Source organism: Amycolatopsis benzoatilytica AK 16/65, from assembly GCF_000383915.1.
Taxonomy (GTDB): Bacteria; Actinomycetota; Actinomycetes; order Mycobacteriales; family Pseudonocardiaceae; genus Amycolatopsis; species Amycolatopsis benzoatilytica.
Genome location: NZ_KB912942.1, coordinates 1,010,321 through 1,031,104, shown reverse-complemented (window position 1 = coordinate 1,031,104; position 20,784 = coordinate 1,010,321). Strand labels below are relative to the sequence as shown.

At 69.2% G+C, this 20,784-nt stretch carries 16 protein-coding genes; 9 read left to right on the top strand and 7 right to left on the bottom strand.

The features are described 5' to 3' along the window. The first annotated feature begins 86 nt into the window (after positions 1 to 86). The 7 genes from AMYBE_RS0104810 (at position 87) to AMYBE_RS0104780 (ending at position 10,174) form a co-directional block, all read left to right on the top strand. Complete coding sequence (locus tag AMYBE_RS0104810) at positions 87 to 920, top strand: enoyl-CoA hydratase-related protein (RefSeq protein WP_020658208.1); 834 nt, start codon at positions 87 to 89, stop codon at positions 918 to 920. After that, complete coding sequence (locus tag AMYBE_RS0104805) at positions 917 to 1,528, top strand: acetoacetate decarboxylase family protein (protein ID WP_020658207.1); 612 nt, start codon at positions 917 to 919, stop codon at positions 1,526 to 1,528. The genes AMYBE_RS0104810 and AMYBE_RS0104805 overlap by 4 nt, the downstream gene beginning before the upstream one ends. A gap of 216 nt (positions 1,529 to 1,744) precedes the next feature. After that, entirely contained in the window at positions 1,745 to 4,678 is a 2,934-nt protein-coding gene (locus AMYBE_RS0104800) for a ribonucleoside-diphosphate reductase subunit alpha (protein WP_020658206.1), read from the top strand. An 85-nt stretch (positions 4,679 to 4,763) separates the two neighbouring features. After that, the gene (locus AMYBE_RS0104795; protein WP_020658205.1) at positions 4,764 to 5,837 is read left to right on the top strand and encodes a ribonucleotide-diphosphate reductase subunit beta; all 1,074 of its coding nucleotides are present in this window, start codon (positions 4,764 to 4,766) and stop codon (positions 5,835 to 5,837) included. Positions 5,838 to 6,015: 178 nt separating this feature from the next. Further along, positions 6,016 to 7,566, top strand: coding sequence for a cytochrome P450 (locus AMYBE_RS0104790; RefSeq protein WP_084470348.1), 1,551 nt, complete (start codon positions 6,016 to 6,018; stop codon positions 7,564 to 7,566). Between the two features lie 243 nt (positions 7,567 to 7,809). After that, the gene (locus AMYBE_RS0104785) at positions 7,810 to 9,672 is read left to right on the top strand and encodes a diguanylate cyclase domain-containing protein (RefSeq protein WP_245573155.1); all 1,863 of its coding nucleotides are present in this window, start codon (positions 7,810 to 7,812) and stop codon (positions 9,670 to 9,672) included. Positions 9,673 to 9,721: 49 nt separating this feature from the next. Further along, on the top strand, positions 9,722 to 10,174 hold the full coding sequence (locus AMYBE_RS0104780; RefSeq protein WP_020658202.1) for a peroxiredoxin: 453 nt from the start codon (positions 9,722 to 9,724) through the stop codon (positions 10,172 to 10,174). A gap of 179 nt (positions 10,175 to 10,353) precedes the next feature. Here AMYBE_RS0104780 and AMYBE_RS0104775 read toward each other — a convergent pair whose 3' ends face one another. The 4 genes from AMYBE_RS0104775 to AMYBE_RS0104760 all read right to left on the bottom strand — a co-directional run bounded on the left by AMYBE_RS0104775 (position 10,354) and on the right by AMYBE_RS0104760 (position 14,135). Beyond that, positions 10,354 to 10,881 (bottom strand): GNAT family N-acetyltransferase, encoded by a 528-nt coding sequence (locus AMYBE_RS0104775; RefSeq protein WP_020658201.1) that lies wholly within the window; start codon positions 10,879 to 10,881, stop codon positions 10,354 to 10,356. A 78-nt stretch (positions 10,882 to 10,959) separates the two neighbouring features. Then, entirely contained in the window at positions 10,960 to 12,150 is a 1,191-nt protein-coding gene (locus tag AMYBE_RS0104770) for an LCP family protein (protein WP_020658200.1), read from the bottom strand. A gap of 113 nt (positions 12,151 to 12,263) precedes the next feature. Next, entirely contained in the window at positions 12,264 to 13,337 is a 1,074-nt protein-coding gene (locus tag AMYBE_RS0104765; protein WP_027927378.1) for an SAM-dependent methyltransferase, read from the bottom strand. A gap of 90 nt (positions 13,338 to 13,427) precedes the next feature. Then, positions 13,428 to 14,135, bottom strand: coding sequence for an alpha/beta hydrolase (locus AMYBE_RS0104760; RefSeq protein ID WP_020658198.1), 708 nt, complete (start codon positions 14,133 to 14,135; stop codon positions 13,428 to 13,430). A 93-nt stretch (positions 14,136 to 14,228) separates the two neighbouring features. Here AMYBE_RS0104760 and AMYBE_RS0104755 point away from each other — a divergent pair, with 93 nt between their 5' ends. After that, on the top strand, positions 14,229 to 14,957 hold the full coding sequence (locus AMYBE_RS0104755; RefSeq protein ID WP_020658197.1) for a sugar isomerase domain-containing protein: 729 nt from the start codon (positions 14,229 to 14,231) through the stop codon (positions 14,955 to 14,957). Positions 14,958 to 15,157: 200 nt separating this feature from the next. Here the strand turns inward: AMYBE_RS0104755 and AMYBE_RS0104750 are convergent, their stop codons facing one another. Next, entirely contained in the window at positions 15,158 to 17,023 is a 1,866-nt protein-coding gene (locus AMYBE_RS0104750) for an ABC transporter ATP-binding protein (RefSeq protein ID WP_020658196.1), read from the bottom strand. 288 nt (positions 17,024 to 17,311) lie between these two features. On the opposite strand from AMYBE_RS0104750, the gene AMYBE_RS0104745 reads away from it, so the two are divergent. Beyond that, on the top strand, positions 17,312 to 18,622 hold the full coding sequence (locus tag AMYBE_RS0104745; RefSeq protein WP_245573153.1) for a glycosyltransferase 87 family protein: 1,311 nt from the start codon (positions 17,312 to 17,314) through the stop codon (positions 18,620 to 18,622). Here the strand turns inward: AMYBE_RS0104745 and AMYBE_RS0104740 are convergent. Both AMYBE_RS0104740 and AMYBE_RS0104735 read right to left on the bottom strand, forming a co-directional pair. Next, complete coding sequence (locus tag AMYBE_RS0104740) at positions 18,609 to 18,818, bottom strand: helix-turn-helix domain-containing protein (protein ID WP_003071237.1); 210 nt, start codon at positions 18,816 to 18,818, stop codon at positions 18,609 to 18,611. The two genes, AMYBE_RS0104745 and AMYBE_RS0104740, sit on opposite strands and share 14 nt — an antisense overlap. Positions 18,819 to 18,996: 178 nt before the next feature. Beyond that, positions 18,997 to 20,625, bottom strand: a complete 1,629-nt coding sequence (locus AMYBE_RS0104735; protein ID WP_020658193.1) for an ABC-F family ATP-binding cassette domain-containing protein — start codon at positions 20,623 to 20,625, stop codon at positions 18,997 to 18,999. Between the last annotated feature and the right edge of the window lie 159 nt (positions 20,626 to 20,784).

Below are 20,784 nucleotides of genomic sequence, written 5' to 3'. Positions count from 1 at the left end.
ATGCCCCCAATGCCACATTGGGGCGCGCCGGAAGCGTGGACGGCACGCTATTGACAGGGTGAAAACAAGCGCCCTACCGTCCTCCCATGGACTCCTATGCGGAGATCACCTACGAGGTCGCCGGCAAGGTCGCGACCGTCCTGCTCGACCGCCCGCAGGCGCGCAACGGCTACACCATCCGGATGGCCGACGAGCTCGCTCACGCGCTCGACCGGGCAGACCGGGACGAGGGCGTCCGCGCGGTCGTGCTCGGGACCACCGGCAAGGACTTCTCAGTCGGGGCCGACCTCTCCTCCGGCGGGTTCGACTTCGGCGACCATCCGCCGGAGGACTGGCAGGAACCCGCGGGCCGGGTGTCGAAGCGGATCTTCACCATGAACAAACCGGTGCTTGCCGCGTTGCGCGGGGCGTCCGTCGGGGCGGGCATCACCATCACGCTGTCCTGCGACTACCGGTTCGCCTCGACCGACTCGAAATTCGGCTTCGTCTTCACCCGCCGCGGGATCTACCCCGAAGGCGCGTCCGCGTGGTTCCTCCCCCGGCTCGTCGGGATGGGCGCGGCGGTCGACTGGATGGTCAGCGGACGGCTCTTCGGACCCGACGAAGCACTCCAGACCGGGCTCGTCCACCAGGTCCACGAGCCCGACGAGACCCTCGCGCAAGCACAAGCCAAGGCGAAGGAGATCGCCGAGGCCACCTCCCCGGTCGCGGTAGCGGTCACCCGGCAGCTGCTCTACCGGATGGCCTCGGCCCCGTCGCCCTTCGACGTCCACCAGGTGGACTCGAAGCTCATCTCCGAACTGGGCTCGAACCCCGACGCGGTCGAAGGCATCGCGTCCTTCTTCCAGAAACGCCCGCCCGAGTTCCCCCTGCGGGTAGACCGTGATCTGCCGCCATACCTGCCCTGGACCAACGAATGACCGAATACCCACCCGAACCGTGGCACCTCGCCGCCGACGCGTGCATCTCGATGTGGCGGGTTCCCGCCGGCGAACTGCCCGCGTTGCCCGCCGGCGCCGAACCGCTCCTCCTCGGCAACCAGGCCGCCGTTTTCACCGCCTGGATCGACTACCTGCCGTCCGGCCAGCTGAGCTATCACGAACTCCTCTCCTGCGTCGCCGTCCGCGGCCGCGGGCTCGCCGCGTCGATCACCGACATCTGGGTGGACAGCGAGATCTCCCGCGCGGGCGGGCGCGAACTGTGGGGCATTCCGAAGGAGCTCGCGGCCTTCACCTTCACCGGCGGCCGCACCTTCACCGCGGCGACCTCCGACGACTGGATCGCCACCGCCGCCTTCACCCCGCGCATCGGGCTGCCGATCACCCTCCCGGTACGCTTCGAGATCGCTCAGGACCGCAACGGCAGCCTGCTGCGTAGCCCGGTCGAGTGGCGTTCCAAGCCCCGCGCGGCGGCTGCCGACTGGTCGGTCAACCCGGCCGGGCCGCTGGGCTACCTGGCCGGGAAACGGCCCGTGGCCAGCGCGGCACTGACCGCCACGAAGCTCCGTTTCGGATCTTGCGGTCGGTGATCGAATAACCCGCCAGGGTGAGACTGACACGCCATACCTTGGGTCCCGTGCGGACCTGAACCCCAACATGTAGTCTCTGGGAACCGGCAGCCCCCAGCGACGGGGAGACCGCTTGAAGAGGGCGGCCGGGCTGGTTCGAAGTACCTGCAGCGCACGGCCTTGACCGGTCGTGTGCGGCTCGAACGCGCCCATTTTCGAAGACACTGGAGTGAACGCATGTCAGTGGAAACCGGTCAGCGGCCGCCGTCGGCGGCAGAGGGGGCCCCGAGTGCGGTCCGCGTCATCCGGCGGGACGGCAACGTTTCGCCGTTCGACGCCGGCAAGATCTCGGTGGCGCTGACCAAGGCCTTCCTCGCGGTCGAGGGCGGCGACGCCGCCGCGTCCTCCCGCGTCCACCACGTCGTCGCCGAACTGACCGGACAGGTCGAGGCGGCGCTGCTGCGCCACTCCAGCCCGGAGACCGCGCTGCACATCGAGCAGATCCAGGACCAGGTCGAGCTGGCTCTGATGCGCGGCGAGCACCACAAGGTCGCCCGCGCCTACGTGCTTTACCGCGAAGAGCGCTCGAAGGCCCGCGAAGCCGCCGCGCCGTCCGCGTCCGAGGTTTCGCTGAACGTCAAGGGCGCCGACGGCTCCCTGCGTCCGCTCGACTGGGCCCGCGTCGCGCACGTCGTCGGCGAGGCCGTCGCCGGGCTCGAAGACGTCGCCGCCGAGCCGGTACTGGCCGAAGCCAAGCGCAACCTCTACGACGGCATCAGCGCCGACGAGCTGGCGCTCGCGCAGATCATGGCCGCGCGCGTGCTGGTCGAGCAGGAACCGAACTACTCGTACGTGTCCGCGCGGCTGCTGCTGGACAAGCTGCGCGGCGAGGCGCTGAGCTACCTCGCCGGCGCGCCGCGCCAGGCCAGCCAGGACGAAATGGCCGCCGAGTACTCCCCGTACTTCCGCGCCTACCTGCGCCGTGCGGTCGAGCTCGAACTGGTCGATGCCGAGCTGACCTCGTTCGACCTGGACAAGATCACTGCCGCGATCCGCCCGGAGCGCGACCTCGACTTCGGCTTCCTCGGCCTGCAGACCCTGTACGACCGGTACTTCCAGCACCACAACGGCGTCCGGTTCGAGCTGCCGCAGGCGTTCTTCATGCGCGTCGCGATGGGCCTGGCGATCCGCGAGGACAACCGCGAAGCCCGCGCCATCGAGTTCTACGAACTGCTCTCGACGTTCCACTTCATGGCGTCCACTCCGACGCTGTTCAACAGCGGGACCAACCGCGCCCAGCTGTCGTCCTGCTTCCTCACCACGGTGGACGACGACCTGGACTCGATTTTCCAGGCGTACAAGAACAACGCGCTGCTGGCGAAGTACTCGGGCGGCCTCGGCAACGACTGGACGCCGGTCCGCGGCCTCGGCGCGCACATCAAGGGCACCAACGGCCAGTCCCAGGGCGTCGTGCCGTTCCTGAAGATCGCCAACGACACCGCGGTCGCGGTCAACCAGGGCGGCAAGCGCAAGGGCGCGGCCTGCGCGTACCTGGAGACCTGGCACGTCGACATCGAGGAATTCCTCGACCTGCGCAAGAACACCGGCGACGACCGCCGGCGCACGCACGACATGAACACCGCGAACTGGGTGCCGGACGAGTTCCTGCGCCGCGTCGAGGCGAACGCCGAGTGGACGCTGTTCTCGCCGAACGAGACACCGGACCTGCACGACCTCTACGGCAACGCGTTCGCGCAGCGCTACCGTGAGTACGAGGCGGCCGCCGCGCGCGGCGAGATCAAGGTGTTCCGCAAGGTCCGCGCGGTCGAGCTGTGGCGGCGCATGCTGACCATGCTGTTCGAGACCGGGCACCCGTGGATCACCTTCAAGGACCCGTGCAACCTGCGCTCGCCGCAGCAGCACGTCGGCGTCGTGCACTCGTCCAACCTGTGCACCGAGATCACGCTGAACACGAACACCGAAGAGGTCGCGGTCTGCAACCTCGGCTCGGTGAACCTGCTCAAGCACGTCACCCCCGAGGGCCTGGACACGAAGCGGCTCGAGAAGACCGTGCGCACCGCGGTCCGGATGCTCGACAACGTGATCGACATCAACTTCTACACGATCCCGGAGGCGCGCCGCTCCAACCTGCGCCACCGTCCGGTCGGCCTGGGCATCATGGGCTTCCAGGACGCGCTGTTCGAGATCGGCGTGCCGTTCGCCTCGGCCGAAGCGGTCAAGTTCGCTGACGTCTCGATGGAGCACCTCTCCTACTACGCGATCTCGGCTTCCACCGATCTCGCCCAGGAGCGCGGCCAGTACCAGTCGTTCGAGGGTTCCTTGTGGAGCAAGGGCATCCTGCCGATCGACTCGATGCAGCTGCTGATCGACGCCCGCCAGGGAGACGCGCTCGACGTCGACACCTCCACCACGCTGGACTGGGCGCCGCTGCGCGAGCGGGTCAAGACGGTCGGCATGCGCAACTCCAACGTGATGGCGATCGCGCCGACCGCGACGATCTCCAACATCTCCGGCGTCGGCCAGTCGATCGAGCCGCTGTTCCAGAACCTGTACGTCAAGTCGAACATGTCCGGCGACTTCACGGTGGTCAACCCGCACCTGGTCAAGAGCCTCAAGGCGCGCGGCCTGTGGGACGAGGTCATGGTCAGCGACCTGAAGTACTTCGACGGCAGCCTCGGCCAGATCGACCGGGTGCCGGACGATCTGAAGGCGCTGTACGCGACCGCGTTCGAGATCGAGTCGAAGTGGATCGTGGACGCCGGTTCGGTCCGGCAGAAGTGGATCGACCAGGCGCAGTCGCTGAACCTGTACATCGCGGCGCCGAGCGGCCGCAAGCTCGACGAGCTGTACCGCTACGCCTGGCACAAGGGCCTCAAGACCACGTACTACCTGCGGGCGCAGTCCGCGACGCACGTGGAGAAGAGCACCCTGCGCGGCACCGACGGCAAGCTGAACGCCGTCTCGGCCGCCCCGGCTCCGGCTGCCCCCGCTCCGGCGGCCACTCCGGCCCCGGCCGCCTCCCCCGCGCCGTCGCCTGCCGCGGCCGTGCCGGCGGAGCCGAAGGAGATGCCGAAGACCGACGTCGACTTCGTCGCGACCGAGGGCGCCGCCTGCCGGATCGACGACCCCGACTGCGAAGCCTGCCAGTAATCCCTGACGTGCCGTGAAGGACTCCTTGAGGGACTTAGATTCCCTCAAGGAGTCCTTCACGGCCCCCGAAGCCAAGGTGACTCGAATGACGAACGTGGAAACGACGGACGCGACCGGTCTCGGCGCGATCGAGGTCGGCGCGGCCCGGATCAACGTCGACGACAAGCGCATGATCAACGCGCGCGCCGACGTCAACCAGCTGCTGCCGATGAAGTACCGGTGGGCCTGGGACAAGTACCTCGCGGCGTGCAACAACCACTGGATGCCGACCGAGGTCGCGATGCAGGCCGACATCGCGCTGTGGAAATCGCCGGACGGCCTGACCGAGGACGAGCGGCAGATGCTCAAGCGCAACCTCGGCTTCTTCGCCACGGCGGAGTCCTTGGTGGCCAACAACATCGTGCTCGCGGTGTACCGGCAGATCACCAACCCGGAGTGCCGCCAGTACCTGCTGCGCCAGGCGTTCGAGGAGGCCGTGCACACGCACACCTTCCAGTACATCTGCGAAAGCCTCGGCCTGGTCGAGGGCGAGCTGTTCAACATGTACCGCGAGGTTCCGTCCATTTCGGACAAGGACGCGTGGGCGCTGAAGTACACGCAGAACCTGGAGAACCCGGAATTCGAAACCGGCACCCCGGAAGCCGACCAGGCGTTCCTGCGCGACCTGGTGGCGTTCTACGTGATCTTCGAGGGCATGTGGTTCTACACCGGCTTCGCGCAGATCCTGTCGCTCGGCAGGCGGAACAAGATGGTCGGCATCGCCGAGCAGTACCAGTACATCCTGCGCGACGAGTCGATCCACCTGAACTTCGGCATCGACTGCATCAACCAGATCAAGATCGAGAACCCGCACCTGTGGACCGAAGAGTTCCAGGCGGAGGTGCGCGGGATGCTGCAGGACGCGTGCGAGCTCGAGGTCAAGTACGCGCGCGACACCATGCCGCGCGGCATGCTCGGGCTGTCGGCCGACCTGTGCGAGCAGTACATGCACTTCATCACCGACCGGCGCGCGCAGCAGATCGGCCTGGCGCCGATCTTCGGCGAGAACGAGAACCCGTTCCCGTGGATGTCGGAGGCGATGGACCTGAAGAAGGAGAAGAACTTCTTCGAAACCCGCGTCATCGAGTACCAGTCCGGCGGCGCGCTCGACTGGGACTGATCCCGCACCGCTGGTTCCGCACCGCTGCGGCGAGGCCGCCCCCGAGGGACTCCTCAGGGGCGGCTTTGCCGCATTCCGGCCGAGGATCACCCGATCGGCGCGGCCGAGGGTATTGTCGCGGCGTCAACAAGAGCGGACCGTGGAGGGCGACCGACACCCGGACCGGGAGGTGGCCGCCATGACCGACCTAGCCGGGGCGTCCGTGCCCAGCGGCGGCACCGCGCCCAGCCGTGGGACTGCGCCCAGCCGTGGCACCGCGATCGGCCGGATCGCCCAAGCCGGCAGCGACACCGTCACCCGCGCCGCCGAAAGCCTCCGCCGCCAGCTCCCCCCGATCACCGCCGTCCCGCTCCCGCGCGCGGTGGACGAGCGCTGGCTCGGCGCGACCTGGCCGGCCCGCGACCTGGCCGCTCCCCCGCCCGGCAGCGGCCTCCAGCCGATCCAGGGCGACGACGGTCCGCCGCTGATCGGGCACACCCTCGACGGAATGCGGTTCGGCCCCGAGTTCAGCATCCGCCGGTACGCGCGCTACGGGCCGGTCTCCTGGATGGGCGTTTTCGGCCAGAGGGTGGTCACCCTGGCCGGGCCGGAAGCCACCCAGGTCGCGCTCGTCAACAAGGACAAAGCCTTCTCCCAGGAGGGCTGGAAGTTCTTCATCGAGCGGTTCTTCGAACGCGGCCTGATGCTGCTCGACTTCGGCGAGCACCACCTGCACCGCCGGATCATGCAGCAGGCGTTCACCCGCGACCGGCTGCGCGGGTACGTCGGGCAGATGGGCCCGGCGCTGCGCGAGGGCGTGGCGAATCTGCCGTCCGGGCAGCCGCAGCTGTACTGGGCGTTCAAGCAGCTGACGCTGGACGTCGCGACGCAGGTGTTCATGGGCATGCGTTCCGCGGCCGACGCCGAGCGGATCAACCACGCCTTCGTGAGCGCGGTGCGCGCCGGTACCGCGGTGCTCCGGTATCCGGTGCCCGGCGGTCGCTGGGCCGCGGGTTTGCGCGGCAGGCGGACCCTGGAGCGCTATTTCGGCGAGAACCTGGCGGCGAAGCGCGACAGCGACGGCGACGACCTGTTCTCCGCGCTCTGCCACGCGGAATCCGAGGACGGCGACCGGTTCAGCGACGTCGACATCGTCAACCACATGATCTTCCTCATGATGGCCGCGCACGACACGACCACCATCACCGCCAGCGCGATGGCTTACTACCTCGCGAAATACCCGGAATGGCAGGACCGCGCCCGCGCCGAGTCGCTGGCGCTCGGCGGCGATCTCCCGGACCTCGACGCGCTGGAAAGCCTCGAAACGCTCGACCTGGTCATGAAAGAGTCGCTCCGGCTGCGCGCGCCGGTGCCGTCGATGGCTCGCAAGACCACAAAGGACACTGAAGTCCTCGGCCACTACCTGCCCGCCGACACGCTGGTCGCGCTCTGGCCGACGCTCAACCACTTCTCCCCCGAACACTGGACCGACCCGCTGCGCTTCGACCCCGAGCGGTTCGGCCCGGACCGCCACGAGGACAAGTCGCACCGGTTCGCCTGGATGCCCTTCGGCGGCGGCGCGCACAAGTGCATCGGGCTCCAGTTCGGCGGCCTGGAAGTAAAAGCGCTCCTGCACGAGATGCTGCTGGCGCACCGCTGGTCAGTTCCCGACGACTACGTCGCGAAGTGGGATTATGTCTCGCTTCCGGTGCCCGCCGACGGCCTCCCGGCCCGGCTGTCCTATCGTTGACGGCCGCCGCGCGGGACGGGTGTTCCGCAACTGGAGACGCAGAATCGGACAGGCCACCTTCGTGTACTCAAGGTGACTTGATGTCACCAGTTGTGTAGTACCCATCACTCGTTCAGCCGGTAGACACCCTGTTTCGTCCGTGATGCCGTGGCATGACTTGCGGCCAACTCGTACCTAGTGTGGGTCCTCGGATCCTGGCACCGGGCCTGAGCTGGTCTTAGTTCGCATAAGAAGAGGTGGAGTGTGCCGGAGCCTGGTGCCGCGCCAGGGTTGGTCGACGTCGCGCGCAAGTACGCGACGGCGCTGACTGACACCAACGGAGTAACGCTCCCGCCCGCCCAGGTGGAGCGGCTCCTGCTCGCCTTCGCCAGCGAGGTCACCGCGCGCCCCGCGGACGCCGGGGCGGTGCGGCGGTTCACCGCGCTCTTCGCCGCCGCGCCGATCGGCATCGCGCTGGCCGACGTTTCCGGCTTCGTCGTCGAGGCGAACGCCGCACTGGCGAAACTGCTCGGCACGTCCACCGACGCGTTGCGCGGCAAGCACATCGACGCGCTGGCCGCCGGTCCGCAGGAGGCACAGCGGCTGCGCGACGCCCTCGACGGACTGCCGCTCACCGCGGACGCCCGCCGGATCATCCGCGGCCTGCAGCTCGGCCACAGCCGAGACGGCGGCCTGGCCACGAACGTCACGCTCGCCTCGCTGCCCGGCGACCAGCCGGACGTCTACTACCCGGTGCTGATGGCGGCCGACGCCGACGACCTGCACCTGCTCGGCGAACGGCTGCTGCACCAGAACCTGCACGACCCGCTCACCGGCCTGCCCAACAGCGCCGCGTTCACCGCCCGGCTCGAAGCCGTGCTCGGCGCGGGCGGGTCCGAGCAGATCGCCTTGCTGTACCTGGACATCGACGGCTTCAAGGTGATCAACGACGGGCTTGGCACCGGCATGGCCGACCTGGTGCTGAAGGCGATCTCGGGCAAGCTGCAGGCGGTGTTCGCCGGTCAGCACGACGGCTACGTCGCCCGGCTGTCCGGCGACGGGTTCGCGGTGCTGCTGCGCGGGCCGGACCTCAACACGCAGAAGACGGTGACGCTGGCCGACCGGGTGCTCGAAGACCTCAGCGAACCGGTCTACGTGGGCGAACACGGCATCGGCGTCAGCGCCAGCATCGGGATCGTCGTCCGCCCGGCGAACGAGAGCAGCCCCGGCGAACTGCTGCGGGCGGCCGAACTGGCGCTGCACCGCGCCAAAGAGGTCGGCAAGGCGCAGTGGATGCTGTACGACCCGCGGCGGGACGCCCGCAACCGAGACCGCTACCAGCTCGGTGCGGTGATCGCCGGCGCGCTGGAGAACGGCGAGTTCTCGCTGGTCTACCAGCCGACCGTCAAGCTCTCGAAGCAGGAAGAGATCGCCGCGGTGAACGCCGGGCTGCTCTGGCACCACCCGGAGCGCGGCGAACTCGGACCGGAGGAGTTCTACCCGCTTGCCCAGACGACCGGGATGACCATTCCGCTCGGCAAGTGGCTGCTGCAGGAATCGCTCGGCGCGACCGCGCGCTGGCGCGAGCAGTACGGCGGCGCCGCGCCGGACGTCTGCATCCGGCTGCCCGAACGGCTGGCCGCCGACGAGGACCTGGTGCGGCTCGTCAAAGACCAGCTCGACCTGCACGGCCTGCACGGCCTGCCCGCCCGTGCACTGCGGCTGTGCACCGACCGCTCGGCGATCTTCAACGACGACGGCGACGTGCGCGATTCGTTCAGCGTGCTCGCCGACCTCGGCGCACAGCTCGTGCTGACCATCTCCGGTTCGTCCGATCTGGAGCTGATCCCGCGGTACCGGCTGCCGGTCAAGCACGTCATCCTCAGCGGTGCGGTGGTGGACGCGCTCGCCGCCGAGGAACCGGCCGAAACCGACGTGCGGCATCTGTCGCAGCTCGTCACGCGGGCGAAGGAGCTGCAGCTGCGCATCGGCGCGGAAGGCGTGCGCGACGCCCGCCACGCGGAACGCCTGCGCCAGCAGGGAGTCCTCGCCGGGCGCGGTTCGTTCGTCGCCGAGTCCGCCAGCGGCGACGAAGTCGACGAGATGATCGCCCGGCACGCGAGCTGACCGGTCCGCCAGGCATGATGGGGGTCCGCCCACCCGGAAGGACCCCGCGATGCAGATCGGCGACCTCGCCCCCGACTTCTCGCTCGCCGACGATCAGGGCGTCGAGCGCAGACTGTCCGATTTCCTGGCCGACGGCCCGGTCGTGCTGTTCTTCTACCCGGCCGCGATGACCAGCGGCTGCACCGCGGAAAGCTGCCACTTCCGGGACCTGGCCGCGGAATTCGCTGCGGTCGGCGCGCAGCGCGTCGGGATCAGCCCGGACGCGGTGAGCAAGCAGCGCGAATTCTCCGCGAAGCACAGCTTCGACTACCCGCTGCTGTCCGATGTGGACGGCGTGGTGGCGAAGCAGTTCGGTGTGTGGCGCCGGTTCGTTCCGCTGCACACGAAACGGCAGACGTTCGTGATCGGGCCGGACCGGCGAGTGCTGGAAGTGGTCAAGAGCGAGCTGAACTTCACGGCACACGCCGATGTCGCGCTGAAGGTGCTGCGCGAGCGCGGCTGACGTGGGTTGGCTTAAGCGGTCCGTGAAGGAAGCCTTGACGGACGCCTGGTGTCGTGAAGGGAACATTGAGGGACTCTGAGTCCCTCAATGTTCCCTTCACGGACCATCACCGGAGCGGCTAGTCCACAAGAGACGTCTTGAAGGACTCGCGGCATTCGCGACAGGTCAACCTCGCGGCCTCACTCCGGCCGATCGAGCCGCCATACGTAATCGACGCCGCCGCACGCCGCCGGTGCCGGTTGCGCCCCCGGCGCCTCCCCGGCCCGTGCGAACCCCAGCCGCTCCGGAACGGCGCCGCTTCGGACATTCAGCCGGTCGTGCTTGATCAGCACGTACGGCGCGCCCAGCTGCCACGCCGCCTCGACCAGCAACCTCGCCGCGCGCGTGACATACCCGTTGCCGGTCTGGTTTTTCGCCAGCCAGTAGCCGATTTCCCGGCCGTCGGCATCCCGGCGCATCGAACCGCAGCTGCCGGCCAGTTCGCCGTCCGGAGTGAAGATCGCGTAGTTGTACTCGCCGCCGCTTTCCCATTGCTCCGCGACGTGCGCCAAGAACTCGTCGCCCTTGGCCTGGTCATAGCCGTCGACCGCCCACGGCATCCACGCGGCGAGGTGGTCCAGGGATCCGACGACCGTGTCCACGAGCGCGTCCCGGTGTTCCGGACGCCAGCGAACGAGAGTGACCACGCCGTCGGTGAGAGTGTCCATGCCTCATCGTGACATCGAAAGCGGCGGCGGGCGCGCGATTTTCGCGCCGCCCGCCGCCGCTGGAGGATCGAACCGGGGTTACTTCACCAGGATGTCCGGCGGCACCTCGGTGTCGTTCTTCAGCGCGTCGAACAGCTGCGCGGACTTGTTCTTGTCCCAGTGCTGGGCCGACCCGTCGGTGACCGGCACCGTTCCGGTCAGCACGCCGTCCGAGGAGATCCCGCGCATCGCGATGGCCAGGCCGGCCAGGTTGTGCACGTGGTCGCCGGTGTCCATGGTCAGCGCGGCCGGCGCGGAGCCCAGCAGCGGGAAGAAGTCGAACGGGTTCAGCAGCGTCCCGGGGCTGGCGATCTGGCTGACCAGCGCCCCGATGAACTTGCGCTGGTTCGCCACCCGGTCGAGGTCCGAGCGCGGCGTCGCGTCGCTGTAGCGCATCCGGACGAACCCGAGCGCCAGGCGGCCGTCGAGCTTCTGGCAGCCCGCCTTGATGTCGATGCCGGTCTTCGGGTCGTTCATGTCCTTGTCGATGCACATGTCGACGCCGCCGATCGCGTCGACGACGTTCGCGAAGCCGCCGAAGCCGATCTCCGCGTAGTGGTCGATATGCAGCCCGGTGGCCTGTTCGACCGTCTGGGCCAGCAGTTTCGGCCCGCCGAGCGAGAACGCGGCGTTGATCTTGCTGGTGCCGTGGCCGGGGATCTTGACCTGCGAGTCGCGCGGCAGGCTCAGCAGCGTCGGCTTCGTCGAGTTGTCCGGGATGTGCGCGATCATGATGGTGTCGGTGCGCGCCCCGCCCGCGTCGCCCGTGTCGCCGGTGGCCAGTCGCTCCTCGTCGGCCGCCGTCATGCCCTGGCGGCTGTCCGACCCGACGACGAGCCAGTTCGTGCCGGACGCCGCGGCCGGGCGGCCGGAGTAGTCGCCGATCGCGTCCACCCGGTTGATCGAAAATTCCAGGTACGCCCAGACCGCGCCGAGGAACAGCACGAACACGATCAGCAGCGTCAGCAGGATCTTGCCGAAGCTCCAGCGGCGTCTCCGGCGCGGCCGCGGCGGCTGATAGTCCTCCTCCGGCAGGTCGCAGCTCGGCGGAACCGGCGGCGGCGGTACCGGCGCTTCGCCGCGCATCGGCCGGGTGCGGCCGTCGTAGGGGCTGGAGCCTCTTCCCGGCAGCGGCATCATCTGCGCCCGCTGCTGCTGCCGCGGGCGTGCGGGGGGCTGCGGTGGCCGGGGCGGCATCCGCCGCCTGCCGTCGTCGCCTCCGTACGTCATGGGCCTCGATCTCCCCGATCCGGTGGTGCTCGGGGCCGCACCGTGGTGCACGGCCCTCCTGCTGTGGACGTGCGGGACCCTACGCGGGTTGTCCCGGATCGGCCGGACAGGGCTCAGCGGGGATCGGCGAACCCGAACTGGTGCACCTTGAGGTACCCGGAGCGGAACCCGGCCTCGGAGTAGGCGAGGTAGAACTCCCACATCCGGTGGAACACGTCGTCGAAGCCGAACCCGCGGATGTCGTCCCAGCGCTGATGGAACCGGTCGCGCCACAGCTTGAGGGTGCGCGCGTAGTCGTGGCCGAACTCGCGCATCCCGGCCAGCTTCAGCCGCGTGTTCTCCCGCATTCCCTCCTCGATCGCGTGCACCGAGGGGATGATGCCGCCGGGGAAGATGTACTTGTGGATCCAGGTGTAGGACTTGGCGGCCGCCAGCATCCGGTCGTGGTCCATGGTGATCGCCTGCAGGCCGAACTGCCCGCCAGGGCGCAGCCGCTTGCCGATGGTGGAGAAGAAGGTCGGCCAGTACGAAGCGCCGACCGCCTCGATCATCTCGACGCTGACCACCGAGTCGTACTCGCCGGTGGCTTCGCGGTAGTCGCACAGCCGCACTTCGATGCGATCGGACAGCCCAGCCTCGGCGATCCTCGCGTCTGCCAGCACCTTCTGCTCTTGCGAGATGGTCAGCGACGTGACCTTCGCGCCTCGGGAGGCGGCCCGGATGGACAGCTCGCCCCAGCCGGTGCCGATCTCCAGCACTTCGCTGCCCTCGCGCACTCCGGCGTAGTCCAGGACACTGTCCAGTTTGCGGTGCTGCGCCTGGGTGAGCGTGTCGCCAGGGCCGAACAGTGCGGACGAGTACATCATCGACTCGTCGAGGAAGGCGCTGAACAGGTCGTTCGACAGGTCGTAGTGCCGGTGGATGTTCGACCGGGAACCCTCGATGGTGTTCGCCTCCGCGGCCGGCCGATGGACGCGCATCTCGGGCGCGCTCGGGCCGCCGGCGCCCAGGACCGTCCCGTCCGGGAAAGTCACGCGCACGGCGAGCGTTTTCACCGCGTGCCGGAACAAAGCTTCGGCCGCGCGCGCCCGCAGCGGCGAATGCGGAGGCGTCGCGAGACCAGGCCACCGGGCTTCGTCGGGCACCGGCTGCGAGACCACCGTCGGATCGACTCTTGACGTGGACAAGACACTCCCTCCGGACGGGCCTTACCGGCCCTTTCCCATCGTATTCCTCAGGCGCCGGGGAAGCGCTCGGGATTCCGCTCTCCGTGCAGGTCAGCCTGGGATGCGCAACGCTTCGTCCGCCGACCGGGCCCAGGCTTCGCGCAGCGCCTCGTCCGGCACGCCGAGCTGGTCCAGCGCGAACGAGCACAGCAGCCTGGTCCACACCGCGGGCCGGCGGATCATCGAATGCCCTTCGCCGGCGATCTCGAACCGCGCGACGCGGTCGGTGACCTCTCGAGCGCGCACGGCGAAGGCATAGGACTCGGCCGCCGACACCATCCGGTCGCGGTCCCCGTGCACGATCAGCACCGCCTTGCCGGCCACCGGCTCCACCGGCTCGCCGGGCGGGGTCCACGGCGCCATCGCACAGACTCCGGTCACCGCCGGATCGTCCGCGACCCGCAGCCCGACCCGGCCGCCCATGGAATGCCCGGCCAGCACGATCGGCAGGCCCGGATGTTCGGCGCGGATGCGCGCCAGCGCCCAGCGACTGTCCTGGAGAGGGCTTTCCAGCCGCTCGTTCCAGCCGTACACCCGGTTGCGCAGCAGCCGCACCTCCAGGCCGTGCGGATGACCGGCCCGATGCAGCGCGCGAGCGAACGGCACCATCCGCTGGTAGGCCAGCCGCCACGGGTGCACGGCCGCGGTGCTCCGTTCGGCCCCGCCGTGCAGCACCAGCGCGACCGCGCGGGTCTCGCCCTGCGCCGGCCACCTCCGCACCGCCGGGTCGGCGGTCCCGGCTCGCCGCTTCCCGCTCATCGGCACCCTCTTTCCGGTCAACTCCACGGTAATCCACCACGAAGCGTGGCCACGCGATAGATTCGGCGACCGGACCCGCGAGGAAAGGCAGGTGTGGTGAGCGCCACGAATCTCGTGAAGAGCACTTCGGACCATCTCGTAGCGGCCGCGGAGGCCAACGCCAAGGAAGTGTCCGCCGCCGCCGACCTGCTGCTGGGGGTGATCCGGGCCGACGCGCTGGTCTTCACCGCTGGCGCCGGGCACTCGCTCGCCGCGGTCGCCGAGACGTTCTACCGCGCGGGCGGGCTCTCCTGCGTGTACCCGCTCTACCACCCGGAACTGCTGCCGCTGCACGGTGCGCAGCACAGCACGCGCACCGAACGCCGCTCCGGGCTGGCCGAGGAGGTGCTGGCCGAACGCGCGCCGGGACCGGACGACGTCCTGGTCGTGTTCTCCACTTCGGGCGTGAACCCGTATCCGGTCGAGCTGGCCGCCGGCGCCCGCCGCCGCGGCGCCGCGGTCATCGCGGTGACTTCGCGCGCGTGCGTGGCCGCTGCGCCGAAGCGGTCGGCGACGAACCTGGTCGAGGAAGGCACCGTGGTGCTGGACTCGCTGGTGATCCCGGGCGACGCCAGCCACCCGGCGGCCGCGCCGCGCACCGCGCCGCTGTCCACTGTGGTCAATGCGTTCCTGTGGAACCTGGTCCTGACCGAGGTCTATGACCGCGGCACCGCCGAGGGACTCGACGTTCCGCTGTGGCGAAGCTCCAATGTGGAGGGCGGCGACGCGGCGAACGCGGCGCTGCTGGCGAAGTACGAACCGCGGGTGCCCGCCCTGCGCTGATCCTCCTCGACCGCGCCTCGTGCGCCTTCGCCGACGGTTCGGAAGTCCGTGAAGGGCCCCTTGCCGGACATGCAGTCCGTGAGGGGCCCCTTGAGGGACTTACATTCCGTGAAGGGGCCCCTTGAGGGACTTGGATTCCCGCAAGGGGCCCTTCACGGAACGACAGCCGTTGCCGGACGATCCGCCGCCGGGCGGGCACTTCAGGCCGCGGCGCTCTCTTCGGCGAACTGCGTGTGGTACAGCTCGGCGTACCGTCCGTCGCGCGCCAGCAGCTCGTCATGCGTGCCGCGTTCGACGATCTCGCCGTGCTCCACCACCAAGATCAAGTCCGCCGCGCGCACCGTCGACAACCGGTGTGCGATCACCAGCGACGTCCGGCCCTCCAGCGCTCCGGTCAGCGCTTCGCCGACGGCGGCCTCGGATTCCGAGTCGAGGTGCGCGGTCGCCTCGTCCAGCACCACCACCTTCGGCTGTGCGAGCAGCAACCGGGCGATGGTCAGCCGCTGCCGTTCGCCGCCGGAAAGCCGGTAGCCGCGCTCGCCGACCGTAGTGTCCAGGCCGTCCGGCAGCGAATGCACCAGATCGGCCAGCCGGGCCTGTTCGAGCGCGGCCCAGATCTCCTCGTCGGTCACGCCCGGGCGGGCGTAGCCGAGGTTGGCGCGGATGGTGTCGTGGAACAGGTGCCCGTCCTGGGTCACCACGCCGACCGTCTCCCGCAGCGACGCGAAACTCAGGTCCTTGACCTCGACACCGGACAGCCGAACCGCGCCGCTGTCCACGTCGTAGAGCCGCGGCAGCAGCGAAGCGATCGTCGATTTGCCCGCCCCGGACGAGCCGACCAGCGCGACCATCTGACCCGCTTCGGCTCGGAAGCTGACGCCGTGCAGCACCTCGTCGCCGCCCCGGGTGTCCAAAGTGGCCACGTCCTCCAGCGACGCGAGCGAGAACCGGTCCGCCGCCGGGTAGCCGAACCGGACGTCGGAGAACTCGACGGAGACCCCGCCCTCGGGCAGCTTCTTCGGCTCGGCCGGCTCCTTGATCATCGGCTCCAGGTCGAGCACCTCGAAGACCCGCTCGAACGACACCAGCGCGGTCATCACGTCCACCCGCACGTTCGCGAGCGCGGTCAGCGGCGTGTACAGCCTGGTCAGCAGCAGCGCCAGCGCCACCACGGTGCCCGGCGCGAGCTTGCCGGTGAGCGCCAGGTAGCCGCCAAGTCCGTAGACGAGAGCCTGCGCCAGCGCGGACACCAGCGTGAGGCTGGTCATGAACCAGCGGGTCAGCATCGCGGTGCGCACGCCGATGTCGCGCACCCGCCCGGCCCGCAGGCCGAAGTCGGCCACTTCCTGACCCGGCCGGCCGAACAGCTTGACCAGCGTCGCGCCTGGGGCGGAGAACCGTTCGGTCATCTGCGTGGTCATGCCGGCGTTGAGCTGAGCGGCCTCGCGCTGCAGCCCGGCCATCCGGCGGCCGAGCCGGCGCGCGGGCAGCACGAAGATCGGCAGCAGGACCAGCGCGACCAGCGTCACCTGCCAGGACAGCGACACCATGACGACCAGCGAAAGCACCAGCTGGATCACGTTGGTGACCAAACCGGACAAAGTAGCGGTGAAGGTGCGCTGCGCGCCGATCACGTCGTTGTTGAGCCGGCTGACCAGCGCGCCGGTCCGGGTGCGGGTGAAGAACGCGATCGGCAGCTTCTGCACGTGCTCGAACACCGCGACCCGAAGGTCAAGGATGATCCCCTCGCCGATCCTCGCGGACTGCCACCGCTCGGCGAGGCCGAGACCGGCGTCCAGAATCGCCAGCCCGGCGATCACCACCGACAGCCAGATCACCACGTTCAGCTGATGCCCGCCGACGATCGCGTCGACCACCTTGCCCGCCAGCACCGGCGTTGTCACCGCGAGCACCGCGGAGATCACGGTGAGCACCAGGAAGAGCAGCAGCCGCACCCAATGCGGCTTGGCGAAGCGCGCGACCCGGCGGACCGTGCCGCGGGTCAGCGCCTTCGGCGCGTCGGCGGCCCGCATCGCGGAGCCCAGCAGCGCCCAAGTGTTGTCCATGGAGTGTCCCCCAGCTCGTGAACCTCTAGATTAGTTGAACTTTTCTCCGGAGATGACCTGCACAACACCGGGTCGGCTGGCATTCTTCCCGACCGTCCAGGCGCCGCACCGGCCCAGGTCCGCGAAGGGCCTCCGGGCGGAATCCGAGTCCGGCAAGGGGCCCTTCACCGACGCGCCGGGCGGCCCCGGCACGACGGGGCCCAGGCGGTCGGAAGCAGCACGGCCGCGCTCGGTAGCCTGGCCGTTCGGGGTCGGCGAACCGGGGAGGGACCGCAGGTGCAACTGCTGATGACGCCTGCGCGGGTCGAGGGCGCCCATCGTACGCGCGCACTCGCCTGGGACCTCGCGTTCTATCTCGGCTGTTTCGTCTTCGCACTCGCCACCGCGCTCGGTTCGGAGTTCTACGGCTACCGGATCTGGGGCAATTTCGCGGTAGCCGGTTACGGATTGGCGGCCGCGCACAGTGCCTGGCTGCTTATTTCCACTCGGCGCGGAAAGCAAACTGACGGCAAATTCCGCTCGCGCTGGATCGGCATCGGATCGGTCGTCCTTATTGCGATGTGCGCGCCGTTGCTGATGCTCGTGGTTCGCCGGCTGACCGGAACCGACTGGCTCATCACGCCGTTCTCCTGGGCCGCACAGCCCGAGGTGTGGGTGATCGAGCGCAGCGCGGGCCTGTTGCTCCAGCACGGAACCCCGTACGTCGATCTCACGCTTCTCCACCGCGCGCCGGAAGTGAACGACTACACGCCGTACGGCCCGGTGATGACGGTCTTCGGGTTGCCGCGAGCGTTGTTCGGCGGCACTCCCGTCCTCGACGCACTGACCGACGCGCGCTGGATGTTCGCGCTGGCTGCGGTGATCTGCGCCTACGCGTCCTGGCGGTTGCTGAACCGGCCGCGGATTCCGGTGTTCGCCGCGCAACTCGCGATCGCCTGCCCGCTCACCGCGCTGACCTGGGCGGTCGCCGGGCCGGACCTGGCGATCGTGGGTCTGCTGGTGCTGGCTTTCGCACTCGCCGCGACCGGGCGAGCCGGCTGGGCGGGACTGGTGCTGGCACTGGTGATCAGCGCGAAACTCATCGTGGCTCCGGCGGCCGCGGTGCTGGCGGTCCTCGTCTACTGCCGCGCCCGCGACGGAAAACCGTGGGCGGTGGCGGGACGGTTCGCGCTCGCGCTGGTCGCGACTACGGTCGTGCTGCATCTTCCGGTGTACCTGGCCAACCCGGGCGCGTTCGTCGAGCACGTGATCCGGTTCCCGTTGGGCATGGGCTCGGTGCGCTCCCCCGCGGCGAGCCCGCTGCCCGGGCATTTGATCGCGCAGACCGGTCCGGCCGGCACCGCGATTTCCCTGGTGCTGGTAGGCCTCGCGGCCGTGGCGATGCTGGTCTGGCTGGCGCGCCGGCCCCCCGCGACTGGCGCCGCCGCACTCGTGCGGACTGCCGTCGGACTCGGCGCGTTGATCCTGCTTACTCCGGCGACCCGGTACGGCTATCTGGTGTACCCGCTGGTACTCCTTGGCGCCGCACTGACCTTCCAGGCTGCCGGACCGACCGCGCGCCCCCCGCGCAACGGCCCTGTTTCCGCTACTTCTTCTTGACCCGCGTGGCCCCGCCGCGCCCCCGCAGCTGGACCCCGGACTCGGACAGAACCCGGTGGACGAAGCCATACGACCGTCCGGTGGACTCTGCCAGCGCCCGGATGCTGGACCCCTTCTCGTATTTCTTCTTCAGATCAGCGGCCAGCTTGTCACGCGTGTTGCCGGTGATCCGCGCGCCTTTCTTGAGATCAGCCACGTCGATCGCCTTCCCGCCGAGTTGTTGTTCCGGGCCATTCACGGCCCCTGCCGGGGCAATGATCGAACACTCTGCGCCGGAATGCCAGACGACAGCCGGAAAATGATCGAAACCGCGATCACATTGGGCCATTCCAGTGTTTCGCGGGCACGCAGGGCACTCGGCCGGGCGCGCTCGGTCAGGCCAGCTGCACGAGTTCCAGATAATCAGCCGACCAGTGATCCTCGGTGCCGTCCGGGAGCAGGATCACCCGTTCCGGTTCGAGCGCTTCGACCGCGCCCGGGTCGTGCGTCACGAGGACGACCGCACCGGCGAAGCTGCGCAACGCGTCGAGCACCTGCGCACGGCTGGCCGGGTCCAGGTTGTTCGTCGGCTCGTCGAGCAGCAGCACGTTCGCCGCGCTCGACACGAGGCCGGCGAGCGCGAGCCGGGTCTTCTCACCGCCGGACAGCGTGCCGGCGGGCTGGTCCAGCTGTTCGCCGGTGAACAAGAACGACCCGAGCAGGTTCCGCAGCTCCTGCGCGCCGGTGTCCGGTGCGAGATGGCGGATGTTTTCCCACACCGACGCATCATGGTCGAGAGTTTCGTGTTCCTGTGCGTAATAACCCAACCGCAATCCGTGACCCGGGACGACGGAACCGGTGTCCGGGGTTTCCATTCCGCCGAGCAACCGGAGCAACGTCGTCTTTCCGGCGCCGTTCAATCCGAGCACGACGACCTTCGAGCCGCGGTCCACCGCGAGGTCGACGCCGGTGAAGATCTCCAGCGAGCCGTACGACTTGGACAGTCCGTCCGCGGTCAGCGGCGTGCGCCCGCACGAGGCCGGGTCCGGGAACTTGATCCGGGCGACCTTGTCCGCCTGGCGCGTCTCGTCCAGCGAGGCGAGCATCTGCTCGGCGCGGCGGGCCATGTTCTTGGCCGCCACCGCCTTGGTCGCCTTCGCGCCCAGCTTCGCGGCCTGCGCCTGCAGCGCGGACGCCTTCTTTTCGGCGTTCGCCCGCTCGCGACGGCGGCGCTTCTCGTCGGTGGCGCGCGCGTCGAGGTAGCGCTGCCAGCTCATGTTGTAGATGTCGATCTCGCCGCGGGTCGCGTCGAGGAACCACACCTTGTTCACCACGTCGCCGAGCAGTTCGACGTCGTGGCTGATCACCACGAGACCGCCGTCGTGTTGCTTGAGGAAGCCGCGCAGCCAGGTGATCGAGTCGGCGTCGAGGTGGTTGGTCGGCTCGTCGAGCAGCAGGATCGTCTCGGACTTGCCGCCCGCGCCCGCCTCGGCGGCGGCGAACAGGATGCGCGCCAGCTCGACGCGGCGGCGCTGACCGCCGGACAGCGTGCCGAGCGTCTGGGCGAGCACCCGGTCGGCGAGGCCGAGGTTCGAGCAGATCCGCGCCGCCTCGCTCTCCGCCGCGTACCCGCCGAGCGAGGCGAACCGCTCTTCGAGCCGCGCGTAGCGGTTGATCGCCTTGTCCCGCAGCTTGTCGTCGACGAGCTCGGACATGGCTGTCTGCGCCTTTTCCATGTCGCGCAGCAGAGTGTCGAGACCGCGCGCGGACAGCACGCGGTCTTTCGCGGTGACCGACAAGTCGCCTTCGCGCGGGTCCTGCGGCAGGTAGCCGAGTTCGCCGCTGCGCCGGACGTCGCCGGCGTGCGGTTCGCCCTCGCCCGCGAGGACCTTCAGCGAGGTGGTCTTGCCCGCGCCGTTGCGGCCGACGAGGCCGATCCGGTCGCCGGACTGGATGCGGAGGGTGGCGCCGTCGAGCAGGATGCGCGAACCGGCGCGCAGCTCAAGGCCAGTGGCCGTGATCAAGAGAACTCCCGGGTTACGGGGGTGGACAGAGGACGTGCGGAGGCGGCCGCAGCGTCGCATACGACGCTGGACCGGCTGGCTATTCTCTCTGGATCCAGACCCAGGCCCTGGTGACCACGGAACCAGTGTACGGGTCGGAGTCGAACCGTTTTCGCGGCA

What these genes read in the sequence shown, in the direction of transcription:
- AMYBE_RS0104775 (WP_020658201.1), bottom strand. Translation starts at nt 10,881, where the DNA reads ATGGACACTCTCACCGACGGCGTGGTCACTCTCGTTCGCTGGCGTCCG.
- AMYBE_RS0104760 (WP_020658198.1), bottom strand. Translation starts at nt 14,135, where the DNA reads ATGAGCGGGAAGCGGCGAGCCGGGACCGCCGACCCGGCGGTGCGGAGG.
- AMYBE_RS0104770 (WP_020658200.1), bottom strand. Translation starts at nt 12,150, where the DNA reads ATGACGTACGGAGGCGACGACGGCAGGCGGCGGATGCCGCCCCGGCCA.
- AMYBE_RS0104750 (WP_020658196.1), bottom strand. Translation starts at nt 17,023, where the DNA reads ATGGACAACACTTGGGCGCTGCTGGGCTCCGCGATGCGGGCCGCCGAC.
- AMYBE_RS0104805 (WP_020658207.1), top strand. Translation starts at nt 917, where the DNA reads ATGACCGAATACCCACCCGAACCGTGGCACCTCGCCGCCGACGCGTGC.
- AMYBE_RS0104745 (WP_245573153.1), top strand. Translation starts at nt 17,312, where the DNA reads ATGACGCCTGCGCGGGTCGAGGGCGCCCATCGTACGCGCGCACTCGCC.
- AMYBE_RS0104780 (WP_020658202.1), top strand. Translation starts at nt 9,722, where the DNA reads ATGCAGATCGGCGACCTCGCCCCCGACTTCTCGCTCGCCGACGATCAG.
- AMYBE_RS0104795 (WP_020658205.1), top strand. Translation starts at nt 4,764, where the DNA reads ATGACGAACGTGGAAACGACGGACGCGACCGGTCTCGGCGCGATCGAG.
- AMYBE_RS0104810 (WP_020658208.1), top strand. Translation starts at nt 87, where the DNA reads ATGGACTCCTATGCGGAGATCACCTACGAGGTCGCCGGCAAGGTCGCG.
- AMYBE_RS0104790 (WP_084470348.1), top strand. Translation starts at nt 6,016, where the DNA reads ATGACCGACCTAGCCGGGGCGTCCGTGCCCAGCGGCGGCACCGCGCCC.
- AMYBE_RS0104800 (WP_020658206.1), top strand. Translation starts at nt 1,745, where the DNA reads ATGTCAGTGGAAACCGGTCAGCGGCCGCCGTCGGCGGCAGAGGGGGCC.